Origin of the sequence: Klebsiella sp. GG_Kp175 (assembly GCF_040062325.1) — a bacterium.
Classification (GTDB): domain Bacteria; phylum Pseudomonadota; class Gammaproteobacteria; order Enterobacterales; family Enterobacteriaceae; genus Klebsiella; species Klebsiella quasipneumoniae.
The window spans coordinates 83,152-97,732 of sequence record NZ_JBEAFX010000014.1; the positions used below are offsets into that span (position 1 = coordinate 83,152).

Sequence of the window (14,581 nt, forward strand, 5' to 3'; positions counted from 1 at the left end):
TTGCCCGGCGCCAAAACCCGCCGGGCAAGGTGGCTTTAACCTTCGCTTTTCACCACTTTGATCTCCACCATACCGATCCCCAGCTGACGCGGGGAGTGGCCGAGGATATTGCCCTCGTTGGTGGACTGCGGGTCCGGCGGAGTGATGGTCAGCGTGTTGCTGCGCGTCGGGTTGTCGAAATGCAGCGTCGTAGTGGTCACATCATTGACCAGAGTAAGCACTTGCTCACTTTGGCCAACCCGCACCGGGATCGGCTTATTGGCATTGGGACCGTAGGCTTTGGCGGTGATCACCAGATCAAATTTCTCCGGCAGCGGCTCTTTATATTCAATCTTCACGTCGCTGCCCAGCTGGGCATTGGACCACCGACCCCAGGACTCGGGGCGCGAAATGCCGCTAAATTGTTTCACCTCTTCCGGCGCGCCGGCAACGTTAAACACGAAGCTGTCGGCTTTATAGCGAATATCGTTGTCGACAACTTTCAGCGTATCGACGTTGCCCTTATAGCGCTCCATATCGATAAGGGTGTCCCTGAAGGCGGTCTTGCCTTTCCACTGTGGCTTATCAACGTGCTGAACCTTCTGCTCACCCCCGAGCTGGCCCTGCGAGACGCACCAGTCGGTGGAGAGCGCCAGCTCAGGAGACCACAGCTGGCCCATTTTATAGCAGCGATCGACCCACACGAAATTATCCCGCGGTGCGAAATCGGCCAGCTGGAAGCGCAGCGGCGCCGAGTATTCGCTCTCCGGCAGCGGTTCAACGCGCTGGTCCGACACCCGGAGCAGCAGCGGCAGACGGAAATGGCTGCCGGAGAAGGCGATCATGTTCTTCTGCGAGTCGATGGTGAAGTTTTTAATCTCTTTCGGGAAGTTCCACAGGCGGATCACGTCGGGTTTCCAGGCCAGGATCTTCTCTTTCATATTGATGAAAATACCGGAGAGCGACTGGCCAGAGAGACTGCTGCGCCCGAGGCCGATATAGTTATCGCCACCGAGAATATCCAGCACCGTCGCACCGTTATCCATGGTGTTGCGTTTCACTGCCAGGGTCTCCTGCTGCGGCCGATCGCCGCGCAGGACAAAGAATAAATTGCTGCGATCGTGCTTGTTGAGGTAATCCCAGGCGCTGTTCTTCATGGCCAGGTGGTCGGAAGAGACCACGATGACCGTGTTTTTGAAATAGGGAGAGGCTTTGATCTTCTCGATTAGCGCGGCGATATGTTCCTGGCTGCAGCTAACGGCGCTAAAGGAGAGGTTTTTCTTACCGTCCACGTCATAGCGTTTACGCTCGCAGGTGCGCGAAATAAAGCCGTCGGGATGGTGGGTGTCCACCGTCAGGGCGAACAGCGAAAAGCGTTTTCCGGACTGCGACAGCTCTTCGAATTTTTTCCACGTCTCCTCAAGTACCGTGTCGTCATAGAAGCCCCAGTCGTTGCGGTAGGCGGGATCCGCTACCGTGGTTTTGAGCTCTTCCGCCCCGAACAGGTGATCGAAGCCGTGGGACTTGAGAAAGACGTCTTTGCCAGCAAAGCGCAGGTTAGCTCCCTGCACAAAATAGTTTTCGTAACCGGAGTTTTTCAGGATATCGCCAAGGCAGATATTCTGCGGAAAGAAGCTGGATACGGAGGCCGAAGCGTTGCCTTCAAACGGCGCAAACAGCGGAATGCCGCACTGTGACGCGACCATGCCGGCGATGGTGTAATCGGTCCCCGGCAGCTGCATGGTATTGCTGAAATCAATGCCCTCATCTTTAATTCTGCCAAGCTCAGGGGTGAGGTTGGGGAACGCATCGTTATCAAAATAGGTGCGCTCAAGGCTTTCGCCATAGATATAGACCAGATTCAGCTGCGGATTGTCGATACGCTTCGACGGTTCTTTGTAGTACGCGGCAAAGTCCGGGTCTCCTTCCCGTGATTGCGATTTCACCAGCTCGCTGATTTGATGGAAGGCCGGGCTGGCGTCGACCGAGGCCAGCGCCAGCAGCAGCGCCGCCAGGCTGTAGCCGACGTGATGAGGATGATGCCGACGGCGGCGCAGCACCCACCCCAGGGCGCCAAAAACGGCAACCAGCGCGACGGCCACGCCGACGCCCGGCAGAATGTATTTGCCGATCCCGGCGCCGGTCAGGCTGTTGGTCAGAGTGTAGAGTACCGCGTCGTTGATGCCGTCGCCGGTAAAGTAGTCGCTGGCGTAGAGGGTGATATTCAGCACCACGAACAGGCCTAACACCGTGAGCGTGGCGGCAAACCACCAGGTGTTACGACCCGCTTTCCAGGCATAAAGCGCCACCGAAGCTAAAAATAAGGCGATGGATAACAACTCTGACACAGCTCATCCTCATTAACGCCAGTTATCGGCTGGCAGAACAGATTACTTTTCAAGCCACACTGTAATTGCAGCGCCATCTTGCTGCAATTCTAGCGTCATGAAAGTGTGCAGTTATTCAGAATTGGTTTAGAAGTTGCCTTTTTTGATCGGCGTCGCAGCCGGCGTGGCGGGGAAGCGCAAGGAGAAAAAGGAGAAAAAAGCCGTTTCAGGCCGCGCTGCCGTTGCGAAGGCGACAAACGCGGCATTAGCAGTACGTATCAGGAGAGGAAGTTAACGCCCTGTTTTAAGACCAGATCGCAGGCTTTGGTTTTCACCTGTTTCGCCAACGAGCTGTTGCCAAGCGTATTCAGGTCCAGCTGCTGGCCGTTATTACTGTTGAGCAACCCCTGCAGGCCATCGAGATAGTTGGTGTCTTGTTTCTGTTTTTCCGGCGTGCTGAGTCCTAGTTTATCCAGCACCTGGTTTTTGACGTTATCGGCGCTGGTCACGGAGGCCAGCTTCTGTTGCGCGCAATATGACAAGATCCCGGCCGCATTATTCATGCTGCTGGCGGTCAGCGACTGGCTGCTGCCACTGAGCAGGCTGGTTAGCGAGGAGACGGACATGCCGCCGCTGCCAGCCTGGGTGCTGCCGCCGCTGAGCTGGCTGGCGGCGCTGTTGAGAGAATCCTGCCAGGAGGCAGCGTGGGCCCCGGAGAGGGTAAATGCGCTGAGGGTAAGCGCGGCAAGTAAGCCATTTTTTAACGATTTCATAGACGGACTCATAAGCGTGACTGAAGAATCACTTTAGTATAACGCCGCCGTTGTCCGGAAATCTCTTAATACTCCTTGCCGGTGACGCGGTGCCGGTAACTTTCCCAGTTGAAGATAACCCACAGGCTGTTGCCCAGGCGCATACGGTCCATCACCCGTTCGCCGAGCAGCTTATTCATCTCTTCCATATTACTGTTGGTTAGCATACCGGTAGGCCGTTTGGAGGAAGAGCGGCGGTCAACTATCTGATTGATAATGACCTTTTCATAGCGAGACTCCGTCTGCATACCAATTTCATCAATCACCAGAAGATCGACCTTGCTGAGATCGCTCAGTAATTGCTCTTCGCTCGTCTCCCGATTGCCGAAGGTATCTTTCATGGCTGACATAATATCAGCCACGGTGATAATTAAGACCGATTTCCCGCGCAGCAGCAGTTCGTTGCAGATAGCAGCCGCGAGGTGGTTTTTACCGGTGCCCGGTTTGCCGGAGAAGATAAAGCTGGCGATATTGCCATCAAACTCCTCCACGTACTGACGCGCCCGGGCGAGGGCGTTCATCTGCCCCTCGCACTCGACGCGATAGTTATCAAAGGAGCAGTTCTGATGCAGGGGGCGGATCCCCGAGCGGTTAAAGGTGCGCTGCATTTTCATCGCGCGGTTCTCCCGCTCCAGCGCTTCGGAACGCAGCTTGCCTTGCTCTTTTTGCCAGGCCAGCAGCTCTTCGCCGGTTTTAAACGCCGGTTCGATATGAGCCGGCATCATTTTCTGCAGGCGCTTCATCAGATCGCCAACGTTTTTCATGCTCATCCTCGGAAACCTCGCGGAATATGACTGTCGGGTTCGCTCACGCTGTTCACATCGCGCTTCGGCTGCCCGCCGTTGCTGGCGCGGCTGATTTGCACGCTGCGAGCCAGTTTCTGCTGCCACTGCACGTGGTGAAACACTTTACCTTCCGCCTGCCAGTAAGCGACGAAAGCGGCCAGCTCTTCCGGGGTGACCGGCTGGCTCAGGGCGATGCCCCACAGCGCGGCCAGACGCTGAAAGTCGGCGTCCGGCTGCCAGGCCGCATACATGGCAAATTTGCCCATCGGCACCGCAACCGGCGCCGCCGCGGGCTCGTCGAAAAACTGCGGGTCAAGCGCGATGTCGCTACCGGGGCGCGCCAGCCTGGCTTCCAGTTCCAGCAGCTGCGCCAGCCGGTCTGGGGTCAGCGCATAGAACGCCGGGGCGTTGTTGGCAAAAACGGCGACAGTGCCGTCAGTCGATTTCGCCAGCAGCGCCGCGTGCTGCTGGAGGAACTCTTCCAGGCCGCTAAAATGGGAGGTTAAAATTCGCGAAGACATAACTCTATCTCAACTCTGAACTGCAAAGAGTGGGGTGATCTGCACATAGTAGCACAGAGCCCGTCGCGGAAGGAGCGTCGCGGCTTTACCGCGACGCCGGGGTTAGACGCGAGGGCGCTTACGATACAGCCACAGACCGGGTATCGACAGGCCGATGGAGAGGGCGCCCACGATTGAAGAGGCCTTTAAAAAATTGCTCAGCAGCAAAATCATCATCTCTTCAGAATAGCCAAAATGACTGATTTTTACCGCGGAGATCATCGCGGTGTAAGCGGAAATACCGGGAAACATCGGGATCACGGCGGCAACGGTAAAAATCTTCGGATGCGCCAGATACCAGCGCGACCACTGGATGCCGATGCAGCCCACCAGCAGGGCGGCGAGGAACGTGGCCCATTCAATGTTAAAACCGGCGCTCATCATGACCATGCGCGAACCGTGGCCGATGGCCCCCAGCAGCGCGCACCAGCGCAGGGCGCGCTGCGGGACATTAAAGACCATCGCAAACCCGACGGCAGGGATCGCCGCCAGCAGCATGTCTTCCGCCAGCGCGAAAATAAACGAAATTATGCCCATCCCCGCAGCCCCCATACGGTCATTGCCATCACTACGCCAATGCAGGTGGCAAGGGTTAACAGGCTGGCGATCGCCCAGCGGGCGAGGCCGGTATTAATATGCCCTTTAAACATATCGGCGACGGCGTTGATCAGCGGAAAGCCCGGGACCAGCAGCAGGACGCTGGCGGCCATGGCGATGGTCGGGGTGCTGGCAAAGGTAGGGAGGCGCAGCAGCAGCCCGGAGATCGTGGTGGCCACAAAGGCGGTGATGCAGAAGTTGATCTGCGGATGCATGGAACGGTGGGTCAGCACCTGGCGAATGTACATGGCCACCGTGCTGGCGCAGAAGCTGACCAGCGCTCCATCCCAGCCGCCGTTATTCAGTTTACAGAAACAAGCGCAGGAGAGGCCCACCATGATCACCAGCAACCAGCGGGGATAGCGCAGGGGCCTAATCTGCGCGAAGCGCTTCTCGACGTCGCGATAATCCAGCAGCTTATGCTCGGCGAGGATCACGATATGCTGCACTTCCGTCACCACATGCATATTAATGCCGCGGTCGACATTTTTACGCGTGGAGGTAAGACATTCGCCATTCTTAATGGTGGTCAGGACGATAGCGTTGGAGGAAATGGCGCTTTCGACGCTGTCCATCCCCAGCGCCAGCCCGAGACGCGTTGAAAGCTCTTCCACCAACGCGCTTTCGGCGCCGTGCTGTAACAAAAAAAGACCACACTGGATGCATAATCGTGTGATTGCCCGCTGCTGTGCCCGATCAACCTGCATATTTCCTCTGCTGTCCGCGACGCCTGGTATCTGCCGATACTTTAACCTGAAGCGCCTGGGCGGCTGAGGGGGGTGGGATCAAATAATGTGCAAAAATTTCCCGCCCGCCGGAGGGGCAGAATTTGAAGCTTCCCACACTTTTGCCAGTTTGGTGAAAAGTGCAATTTTTGTCGCCATTCATCCCTTCTTTTTCCCGTCTGACTTATCAAAAATGCAGGAAAGCACTTTTATTAAACAAAAAATATACAAATAATTAACCCTGCAAAAGTGAGACAATCCTATGAAAACACAGGTCGCGATTATTGGCGCTGGCCCTTCCGGGCTGCTGCTGGGGCAGCTCCTGCACAACGCCGGCATCCACACGGTCATTCTTGAGCGTCAAACGCCGCAGTATGTGCTGGGGCGCATCCGCGCGGGAATTCTGGAAAGCGGTACCGTCGATCTGCTTCGCGAAGCGGGCGTGGCGCAGCGAATGGACGTCGAAGGCCTGGTGCATCATGGGGTGGAGTTTCTCTTTGACGGCCAGCGGGTGCCCGTCTCACTGAGCGAGCTGACCGACGGCAAGAGCGTGATGGTTTACGGCCAGACTGAAGTGACCCGCGATCTGATGGCTGCCCGGGCCGCCAGCGACGCGCCGATCGTGTACGGCGTGAGCGAAGTGACTATCCATGACGCGAAAAGCGACCGGCCGACGATCACCTATCTTAGCGAAGGTGAATTCTGCCGCCTGGAGTGTGACTTTATCGCCGGTTGCGACGGGTTCCATGGCGTGTCGCGGCAAAGTATTCCCGCTGACATCCTCAAAACTTACGAGAGCGTCTGGCCGTTCGGCTGGTTAGGCCTGTTGGCGGATACGCCGCCGGTCAATCCGGAGCTGATCTATGCGCATCATCAGCGGGGATTCGTTTTATGTAGTCAGCGCTCACTTACTCGCAGCCGCTACTATTTGCAGGTTCCGCTGAGCGATAAAGTGGAAGACTGGTCGGACGAACGCTTCTGGCAGGAGTTGAAATGCCGATTGCCGGCGGATCTGTCATCAAAGTTAGTGACTGGTCACTCACTTGAGAAAAGCATCGCTCCCTTGCGCAGCTTCGTCGTAGAGCCGATGCAATATGGGCGATTGTTTCTGGTGGGGGATGCCGCGCATATCGTACCGCCGACCGGCGCTAAAGGGTTGAACCTGGCGGCATCGGACGTGAACTATCTGTGGCGGATCCTTCGCGAATACTACCATCATGGCCGGAGCGATCTGCTCGCGACCTATTCGCGACTAGCGCTGGATCGGGTCTGGAAAGGGGAACGCTTTAGCTGGTTCATGACCCGCCTGCTGCACGATTTCCCGCAGCAGAGCGAATTCGACGCCAAAATGCAGGCGGCCGATCGCCGCTACTATCTGGGCTCGCGCGCCGGGCTGACCACCATCGCGGAAAACTACGTGGGCCTGCCCATGGAGCGCGTCGTCTGACTGAACAGGAGTAACTATGTCGCCCGTCCAAACTGTTCCGGTATTTAAGCTCTATGGCGAGGAGCGCGGCTGGCCGACGCCGGACCTGCTGCACTGCGAATCGATTTTGCAGCGCAGCAGCCTGTATCAGTGGCATATTCGCGTCCACCAGCACGCCGAAATGGTCCAGCTCCTCTATCTGCACAAAGGTCGGGCGGAGATCGAAATTGAAGGCACCACTGCGGTGATGACGGAATCCTGCATCCAGGTGGTGCCCGCCCTCTGCATTCATGGCTTTCATTTTTCACCCGGGACGCACGGATTTGTGCTCTCCCTGGCGCTGCCGCTGCTGAGCCGCTTTGAAAATCAGTTCGGCCGGCCGCTGGATGTGCTTAGCGTAGCGCAGTGTCTGCCGGTGGGGCGTTCCCGGGGGCGTATGCATACGCTGTTTTCAGCGCTTCGCGAGGAGTACAGTGCCGATCATGATGCACGGGAAATGATGCTTTATTCGCTGCTGGGGACGCTGCTGGTCTGGCTGAACCGGCAGTGCCGCCCCGCACCGCCCGCGGAAGACAAAGCGGAGCGAAAGCGCAGTATGATGCGTCATTTTTCCCGGCTTATTGAGAGCCACTACCGGCAGCATCTCCCGCTGGCGGAGTATGCGAAGTTGATTGGGCTGTCGGTCACGCATTTAAACTATTTATGTCGCGAGTTCTATGGCTGTAGCGCTCTCGGGGTACTGCATCAGCGACTGATGCTTGAGGCGCGGCGTAACCTGCAGTACACTCGCATGACGGTAACGCAACTCTCTGATTATTTGGGTTTTAGCGACGCCGCCTATTTTTCTCGCTTTTTCCGCCGCTACAGTGGCATGTCGCCTAAAGCATTTAGAGAAGCAATTAAAGAGAATGCTTCATAATTTTCAAGCCTGAAATTATTTTTGCTAAATAATAGTTTTATCTTTTCTAATTTATTAGCGCAGAGGCGTCTGTGCTAATATTCATCGCAAGTATACACAGGAATAATATTTACACGGTATGACCACGGTTCGGTCATTCAGTATATCGTGTACGCGGGCCATGAATATGTTTTTAATATTCATCCAGTAAATGGTATGGCGATCGAGTCACTCGCCGAACGTTTACGGGCAAGCGAAGGAACTTCGACAGGAAGCGGAGGTGTTATGTTACCAGGACAAGGTAAGTTTGGCGTCGTTATTAGTAAAATCCCCGTCATGCAGTCAGGGTTAAAGGTGATCTTCAATGAGAACCTCCCGGATTACGAACTCAGTTTTTGTCGCTCTCATGATGAGCTCACCCTTTTACAACTGCGGCGGGCGGTGCTGGTCGTTGCGGATATCTCCGGCGAGATTGCGCAACCCCGGGCCGTCTGCGAGCGTTATTACTCCCTCATGACCCAGTATCGTGATATTCACTGGGTTTTTATGGTCAGCGACAGCCTCTATCCATTAGCCGTTGAGCTATTAATTCGTCCCGAAAGCTCGCTCATCTCCGAGAGCGAGCCGGTAAACCGGCTGATTGAGGTGATTTGTGCTGGTAGCCGTGCGGCTGAGCAGATTAGCCGTACGCTGTTTACCGGGAATGAGGACAGCGATTTCGCAAGCTACCACTCTGCGGCGATGCTGACCCTGTCAGAGCGAAAAGTTCTGCGCCTTCTGGCGAAGGGATGGGGAATTAACCAGATCGCCGCGCTGTTGAAAAAGAGCAATAAGACGATCAGCGCGCAGAAAAATAGCGCAATGCGTCGCTTATCGCTACGCAGCAACGCTGAAATGTATGCCTGGATCAACAGCGCGCAGGGAATGCAAGAGCTGAATATCAATTCAGCTTACGGGGAGCAAATGGAATGGAAAAAAATAGCACAACCCGTCATGTCGCCATCGTAGAAAAATGTGTGATGACGGAAATGGCCTGGCGCTATATCTTTAGCCGTGAAGATAACAGCCAATACCGCATTCATTTTTTTAAAAATATCAATTTGCTCAGGGCGGTGGAAGCGTCGTTCCCATGGTCAGCAATGATCTTTTCACTTTCAGGGAGTCGTTCGTCCAGAGCCGAGAGCCTGCTTTTTCTTCACGAGATGGCGAGGATCCGACCGGAAGTCCAAACGATTATTCTGGCTAATAATGAAAGCGAAATGCGCCTGATCGGCCATTTAATGCCGTCCTGCCTGCACGGTATATTAAATAAATCTGCGCCGCGACGCGGGTTGCAGGAGCATTTATTACAGCTGCTGGATAATCATTCCCTCGCCGGCAAAGAGCATTTTTGCGGCAGAGAGGCATGCAACGATCCGCTAAGTCCGACGGAGCACGCTATTCTTCGGTATATGTCGTGGGGATATTCGCTTTCGGAAATTGCGGTGCAGCTGAACCGGAACATTAAAACCATCCGCGCGCATAAGTTCAACGCCATGACCAAGCTCGGGGTTCGCTCTGACATTGGTTTATTAAACGCGGCGGATATCTTGCTGCATTTACCGATAAACGGCCCGACCAGCGCCGTTAAACAGGTGGCATAACGCGGCTATATGCATACGTCTACCCATGTTGCGTCGGTGAGCTGCGCCATTCGTTCTGGTTCGATGCGAACGGCGCTGTGAATAGCCCCCGCTGCGGGTAGTACCTCCTGATAGTGCCTGAGCGAGACGTCACAGAAGACGTCCAGCGGATTTTCCAGACCAAACGGGCACACGCCGCCGACCGGATGGCCGGTCCAGGTCACCACCTCATCGCTGCTCAACATACGCGCTTTTGCGCCAAAGGTTTCTTTCAGCTTTTTATTATCCAGCCGCGCATCGCCCCTGGCGACGATCAGTACAATTTTATCTTTGATCTTGAGCGACAGCGTTTTGGCTATTTGTCCCGGCTCAACGTTGTGCGCGGCAGCGGCGAGCGCCACGGTGGCGGTACTCTGGTTTAACTCAATAATTTCGATATCGGGGGCGTGTTCGGCAAAGAACTGCCGTACAGACTGCAGACTCATTGGATTCTCCTGATTTAAGCCTGGTTAAATCTGTCACAAGCCTGGCGGAGTGTAAATATCGGCGCGGACAATCCAGATTCTTTCTATTTTGTCGATCTCCTTCACATTCACCGTAACCGGTTACTGTAACCGGTTGCGGTTATCTGCATTGAGATGAATACTGGAACAGTCACTTCTCCTTTTATTTATAACAAAAGAGCCGTGTATGAATCGTTGTGTTATGAGCAGTATAGCCGGTCATCCACACGCGGCCTGCTGCATCAAAAAGCGGTCATCGTAACGGCAGGGTAATCGTTGTTGGGCCAGTATCAATAGCCTGTCAGGAGGGCTACTATGTCTGCTAACCATGCTGCGTTTAATTTGATATTTCGCTTTGTAGAAAATTACATAAGCCCCATAGCAGGGCGGATCTCATCGCAGCGTCACGTCATGGCTATCCGTGACGGTTTTATCTCCGCGATGCCGTTTATGATCGTCGGATCGTTTCTGCTGGTGTTTGCTTATCCTCCTTTTTCCCCGGATACCACCTGGGGTTTCGCCCGCGCCTGGCTGGATCTGGCAAAAGAGTTCGAGGGGCGCATTCTGACCCCCTTTGATATGACAATGGGGATCATGTCGATCTACATCTGCGCGGCAATCTCTTACAACCTCGGTAAGCACTACGAGAAATCCAATCAGCTCGATCCCTTTATGTGCGCGATGCTGTCGATCATGGCCTTTTTACTGATTGCCGCGCCGAAGACGAATGGCACGCTGCCGGTGGATAGCCTCGGCGGAACAGGGATCTTTACCGCCATTCTGGTGGCGATCTACTGTGTGGAGATGATGCGTTTTCTCAAGGCACATAACATCGGTATCCGTCTACCGGATCAGGTCCCTCCGATGATCAAAAATTCCTTTGATCTGTTGATCCCGGTGCTGGTGGTTGTGCTGACGCTCTATCCGCTGAGCCTGTTTATTCAACACCATTTTGACATGCTGATCCCGCAGGCCATTATGGCGATTTTCAAACCGCTGGTTTCGGCGGCCGATTCCCTGCCGGCGATCCTGCTGGCGGTCCTCATCGGCCACCTGCTGTGGTTTGCCGGGATCCACGGTGCGGCGATCGTTTCCGGGATGCTGCAGATGTTCTGGCTGACCAACCTCGGTATGAACCAGCAGGCGCTGGCCCAGGGCGCACCTCTGCCGCATATCTTTATGGAGGCGTTCTGGACCTTCTTTATCGTGGTCGGAGGTTCTGGTGCCACCATGGGGCTGGTGTTCTGCTATCTGCGCAGTCGTTCAGCGCATTTGCGCTCCATTGGTCGTTTGAGCGTGGTGCCAAGCCTGTTTAACATTAACGAGCCGGTCATCTTTGGGACGCCTATTGTCATGAATCCGGTGTTCTTTATTCCGTTCCTGCTGGCGCCGATGGTGAATGCGGTGCTGGCCTGGGCGGCAATGAAGCTGGATCTGATCGGCCGCGTCATCTCCGTGGTGCCGTGGACGGCGCCGGCGCCGATTGGCGGTGCCTGGGCGCTGGGCTGGGATTTCCGGGCGGCAATTCTGGTCATCGTTCTGGCCTGCGTGTCGGCGATTATCTACTTCCCGTTCTTTAAGGTGTATGAGAAACAGCTGCTTGCTCAGGAAGCGGAAGAGGCCGAACGGGCGGAACAGGAGAGTCAGCAGACCGCATAAATAGTGACCGGGCGGCCACAGGCTGCCCGTAGCTTATTGGGAACAGGGCGTTATTTTAACGTGCAGTCGCCGCACTGTTGGACGTCCGGCAGGCGATAGCGCTGACAGCAGGTGCGTCGGACTAACTGCCCTTCACGCAGCACGACCGTTCGCCATAGTGGGTTATCCTGACCATCGGCGAGTTGTTTTTCAAAGAAACAGTGCTGGCGCAGGGCGGCAAGCTGCTCATCCCCCAGCAGCGCGCGCATTTCCCCAAGATACCAGTTAATCAGATAGCCTGTATTGCTCCAGATAAGCTTGCCATTGATTTCGCCCGTCGCTTCCAGCGCCTCAATAACCGGCTGCAGGGTGCGCGTCACCAGGGCATCCATCCGCGACAGCGGTGACAGTCTCTCGATGCTAGCATCACTATGGACATCAATCCAGAAACAGGCCGCCCGGCCGCTTTCGTGAAATTCGACGTGGAAATGTTCCGGCGCCAGGCTGAGACCCTGTGGTTCATTGAGCAACGCCAGCATCAGCGGCGGCACCAGCAGACCGATATACCATTGCGCCCAGAGCGAGAGCAGAGGTTTCTGTTCCCGTGTCAGCGTTGGCTGATGACGATAGATATGATCGGAATAAGTGGCCAACAGGGAGCGTAAGGCGGTGGGTTGCGACCACTCGGCGAGCGTCAACGCGTGACCGGGAGCGGATTCATCCAGGCGCAGGAAATCGAGCAGATGGGGGCGCAGGGTGGCGATTTTTTCCCGAATACTCTCCGCCAGGGCGCGCTCAGCCGTCGGCAAAGGGGCCCGCCAGATAAGTTCATCGCTGAGAGGAAGGGAACGCCAGGCCATTCGATTTCCAGATACAAATCTAAATGATAATTATTCCTGATATTAGTTGTTTGCAGGCGGCATGGCAAGAATTTTGTCGGCGCCACGATGCCGCAGCGCGCGCGGGTTAACTGGCCAAAATAATGTTGCGGCCTTTATTTTTAGCTTCATAGAGTGCGCCATCGGCTCGCGCCAGCGCTTGCTCAATATTGTCATCAATGAGCGGCGTCAGACCAATACTGATGGTCACGTTGGTGGCGACGCTCTCATTAAACATATGCGGGATTTTCAGGTCATAGACCCGCTGTCGAATTCGTTCGGCAGCCTGCCAGGCCGTTTCTTCGCTGCTATTGGTCAGCAGCACCATAAACTCCTCTCCACCAAAGCGGGCGACAATATCGCGCGAGCGTACGGCGTTACGAATGGCAGCAGAGACGCGAATGAGCGCCTGATCGCCCATCATATGACCGTAGTGATCGTTATAGGCTTTGAAATGATCGATATCGAGGAGCAGCACGAAGTGGTTATCGCCGTCCAGCGCCAGCAGGGTATCGAGGCGATTCTGCAGTCCGCGGCGATTATACAAACCGGTCAGGGGATCCAGCATACTGAGATCGTTGAGGGTGTTGCGTTCCTGCATCAGTTTATCCATCAATCCTTGTGTAAAGGCATCGCTGCGCTTCTGGATAATATTTTGCAGGGTAATACCGGCAATAGGCAGCATAAAACAGTAAGTCATGCGCAACCATTGTTCTCCCTCCGCCATTATCAGGCAGGCAAGGAAAGTCGGTAAAGAGTGGAGGGTAAAGGCAGTGATATTATTGGAAAAAGCGATGGTGCCGATAAACAGAATGCTTAATAGGGCGATCACCAGATAGTTAAAATGCGGCGGTGTCAATAGCATCGCCTTTGTCACTACGTGCCATGCCCATAGCATGCCAAATAACAACGAGATAGCGGAAATATTTATTTTCGATTGCGGCCATTTCCAGTGCCAGAGCAGCAGCAACCCGCTGCAGGCCACGATCAGGGCGCAGGGCAGCGTGAAACGAACTACCGTAAATAGGGGGGCGACCAGCGACAGAGAGGAAGAAATGAAATTAAGCAGTAAAAAAAGCCGTAAGGAATATTGATATTTTTGTGCGTAATGTGCTCGCCAGGTTTGTGCAGTCATATCGGAAGAATCATTATTAGTCGTTAAATTTCAAAATGATGAAAGCCAAAAATGAAGAGTCTGATAACAATGTGCAAAAAAAGGTTATTTGCAAAATAAGAAAAATATTTAATATATATCGATAATCCGCTTAATTTATCACCTTCATGAATGTATGTCATTACCGCGAACGTAAAGAATAAGGCACAGAGCACTTTGCAAATGACAAATGATAAAAATTATCATATGGTATTGGTTATCATTATCGTTGTGAGAGGTAAAACCATGCTGCAGCGAGCATTAGGAAGCGGTTGGGCAGTCGTCGTTCCCGGCGCGCTGATTGTCGCTCTCGGGTATGCCGGGGTGTCGGCTGACGTATGGCGGACGCTGGTCGCCGTGGGCATGCTGATGTCCGCGGTGATGATATGGCATCGTCAACTGCGCCATTTTATCCTGCTGCCATCGTGCGTTGCATTGATTGGTGGGATAATGCTGATGATGGTGGATATCAAACTGAGAGGATAACGCCGGGAGAGGGAAGAATATTGGTGCGAGGGGGGGGACTTGAACCCCCACGTCCGTAAGGACACTAACACCTGAAGCTAGCGCGTCTACCAATTCCGCCACCTTCGCACAGTATTCTTTCTTTGGATATTGCCTCGTTGGTGCGAGGGGGGGGACTTGAACCCCCACGTCCGTAAGGACACTAACACCTGA

At 54.7% G+C, this 14,581-nt stretch carries 16 protein-coding genes and 1 tRNA gene; 6 read left to right on the plus strand and 11 right to left on the minus strand.

Annotated elements, in window-relative coordinates:
• Window positions 1-35: 35 nt before the first annotated feature.
• The 6 genes from opgB to ABLU73_RS19780 all read right to left on the minus strand — a co-directional run bounded on the left by opgB (window position 36) and on the right by ABLU73_RS19780 (window position 5,767).
• Window positions 36-2,327 (minus strand): phosphatidylglycerol--membrane-oligosaccharide glycerophosphotransferase, encoded by a 2,292-nt coding sequence (opgB, locus tag ABLU73_RS19755; RefSeq protein WP_017899105.1) that lies wholly within the window; start codon window positions 2,325-2,327, stop codon window positions 36-38.
• 257 nt (window positions 2,328-2,584) lie between these two features.
• Entirely contained in the window at window positions 2,585-3,079 is a 495-nt protein-coding gene (locus tag ABLU73_RS19760; RefSeq protein ID WP_004886462.1) for a DUF2501 domain-containing protein, read from the minus strand.
• A 65-nt stretch (window positions 3,080-3,144) separates the two neighbouring features.
• Window positions 3,145-3,882: a DNA replication protein DnaC gene (dnaC, locus tag ABLU73_RS19765; RefSeq protein WP_025999144.1), complete on the minus strand. Its 738-nt coding sequence runs from the start codon at window positions 3,880-3,882 to the stop codon at window positions 3,145-3,147.
• A gap of 2 nt (window positions 3,883-3,884) precedes the next feature.
• Window positions 3,885-4,424, minus strand: a complete 540-nt coding sequence (gene dnaT, locus ABLU73_RS19770; RefSeq protein WP_017899103.1) for a primosomal protein DnaT — start codon at window positions 4,422-4,424, stop codon at window positions 3,885-3,887.
• Between the two features lie 102 nt (window positions 4,425-4,526).
• Window positions 4,527-5,000: a threonine/serine exporter gene (locus tag ABLU73_RS19775; RefSeq protein WP_004886472.1), complete on the minus strand. Its 474-nt coding sequence runs from the start codon at window positions 4,998-5,000 to the stop codon at window positions 4,527-4,529.
• Entirely contained in the window at window positions 4,991-5,767 is a 777-nt protein-coding gene (locus ABLU73_RS19780; RefSeq protein WP_017899102.1) for a threonine/serine exporter ThrE family protein, read from the minus strand. The genes ABLU73_RS19775 and ABLU73_RS19780 overlap by 10 nt, the downstream gene beginning before the upstream one ends.
• Window positions 5,768-6,047: 280 nt before the next feature.
• Between ABLU73_RS19780 and pobA the strand changes: the two genes are divergently transcribed.
• The 4 genes from pobA to bglJ all read left to right on the plus strand — a co-directional run bounded on the left by pobA (window position 6,048) and on the right by bglJ (window position 9,752).
• Window positions 6,048-7,232 (plus strand): 4-hydroxybenzoate 3-monooxygenase, encoded by a 1,185-nt coding sequence (gene pobA / locus ABLU73_RS19785; protein ID WP_004886477.1) that lies wholly within the window; start codon window positions 6,048-6,050, stop codon window positions 7,230-7,232.
• A 16-nt stretch (window positions 7,233-7,248) separates the two neighbouring features.
• Window positions 7,249-8,130: a helix-turn-helix domain-containing protein gene (locus ABLU73_RS19790; protein WP_023319686.1), complete on the plus strand. Its 882-nt coding sequence runs from the start codon at window positions 7,249-7,251 to the stop codon at window positions 8,128-8,130.
• 264 nt (window positions 8,131-8,394) lie between these two features.
• Window positions 8,395-9,117: a LuxR C-terminal-related transcriptional regulator gene (locus ABLU73_RS19795; RefSeq protein ID WP_004886484.1), complete on the plus strand. Its 723-nt coding sequence runs from the start codon at window positions 8,395-8,397 to the stop codon at window positions 9,115-9,117.
• On the plus strand, window positions 9,078-9,752 hold the full coding sequence (gene bglJ, locus ABLU73_RS19800) for a DNA-binding transcriptional activator BglJ (protein WP_023319687.1): 675 nt from the start codon (window positions 9,078-9,080) through the stop codon (window positions 9,750-9,752). Before ABLU73_RS19795 ends, bglJ begins: the two co-directional genes overlap by 40 nt.
• Window positions 9,753-9,757: 5 nt before the next feature.
• Here bglJ and ABLU73_RS19805 read toward each other — a convergent pair whose 3' ends face one another.
• Window positions 9,758-10,216 carry a YbaK/EbsC family protein gene (locus ABLU73_RS19805; protein ID WP_004886490.1) on the minus strand — a complete coding sequence of 153 codons (459 nt, stop codon included), beginning with the start codon at window positions 10,214-10,216 and terminating at the stop codon, window positions 9,758-9,760.
• 333 nt (window positions 10,217-10,549) lie between these two features.
• Between ABLU73_RS19805 and ABLU73_RS19810 the strand changes: the two genes are divergently transcribed.
• A complete protein-coding gene (locus tag ABLU73_RS19810; RefSeq protein ID WP_002887650.1) occupies window positions 10,550-11,893 on the plus strand; it encodes a PTS cellobiose transporter subunit IIC in 1,344 nt (447 codons plus the stop codon).
• A 50-nt stretch (window positions 11,894-11,943) separates the two neighbouring features.
• Here ABLU73_RS19810 and fhuF read toward each other — a convergent pair whose 3' ends face one another.
• From fhuF to ABLU73_RS19825, 3 genes are all read right to left on the minus strand, one after another.
• Window positions 11,944-12,732 (minus strand): siderophore-iron reductase FhuF, encoded by a 789-nt coding sequence (fhuF, locus tag ABLU73_RS19815; protein WP_243813496.1) that lies wholly within the window; start codon window positions 12,730-12,732, stop codon window positions 11,944-11,946.
• Between the two features lie 106 nt (window positions 12,733-12,838).
• Entirely contained in the window at window positions 12,839-13,885 is a 1,047-nt protein-coding gene (locus ABLU73_RS19820; protein ID WP_348850393.1) for a diguanylate cyclase, read from the minus strand.
• Window positions 13,886-13,908: 23 nt separating this feature from the next.
• Window positions 13,909-14,079: a hypothetical protein gene (locus ABLU73_RS19825; RefSeq protein WP_072096669.1), complete on the minus strand. Its 171-nt coding sequence runs from the start codon at window positions 14,077-14,079 to the stop codon at window positions 13,909-13,911.
• Window positions 14,080-14,149: 70 nt separating this feature from the next.
• Here ABLU73_RS19825 and ABLU73_RS19830 point away from each other — a divergent pair, with 70 nt between their 5' ends.
• On the plus strand, window positions 14,150-14,389 hold the full coding sequence (locus ABLU73_RS19830; RefSeq protein WP_025999141.1) for a DUF1435 domain-containing protein: 240 nt from the start codon (window positions 14,150-14,152) through the stop codon (window positions 14,387-14,389).
• A 21-nt stretch (window positions 14,390-14,410) separates the two neighbouring features.
• Here ABLU73_RS19830 and ABLU73_RS19835 read toward each other — a convergent pair.
• A tRNA-Leu gene (locus ABLU73_RS19835) sits at window positions 14,411-14,497 on the minus strand.
• Window positions 14,498-14,581 lie beyond the last annotated feature (84 nt).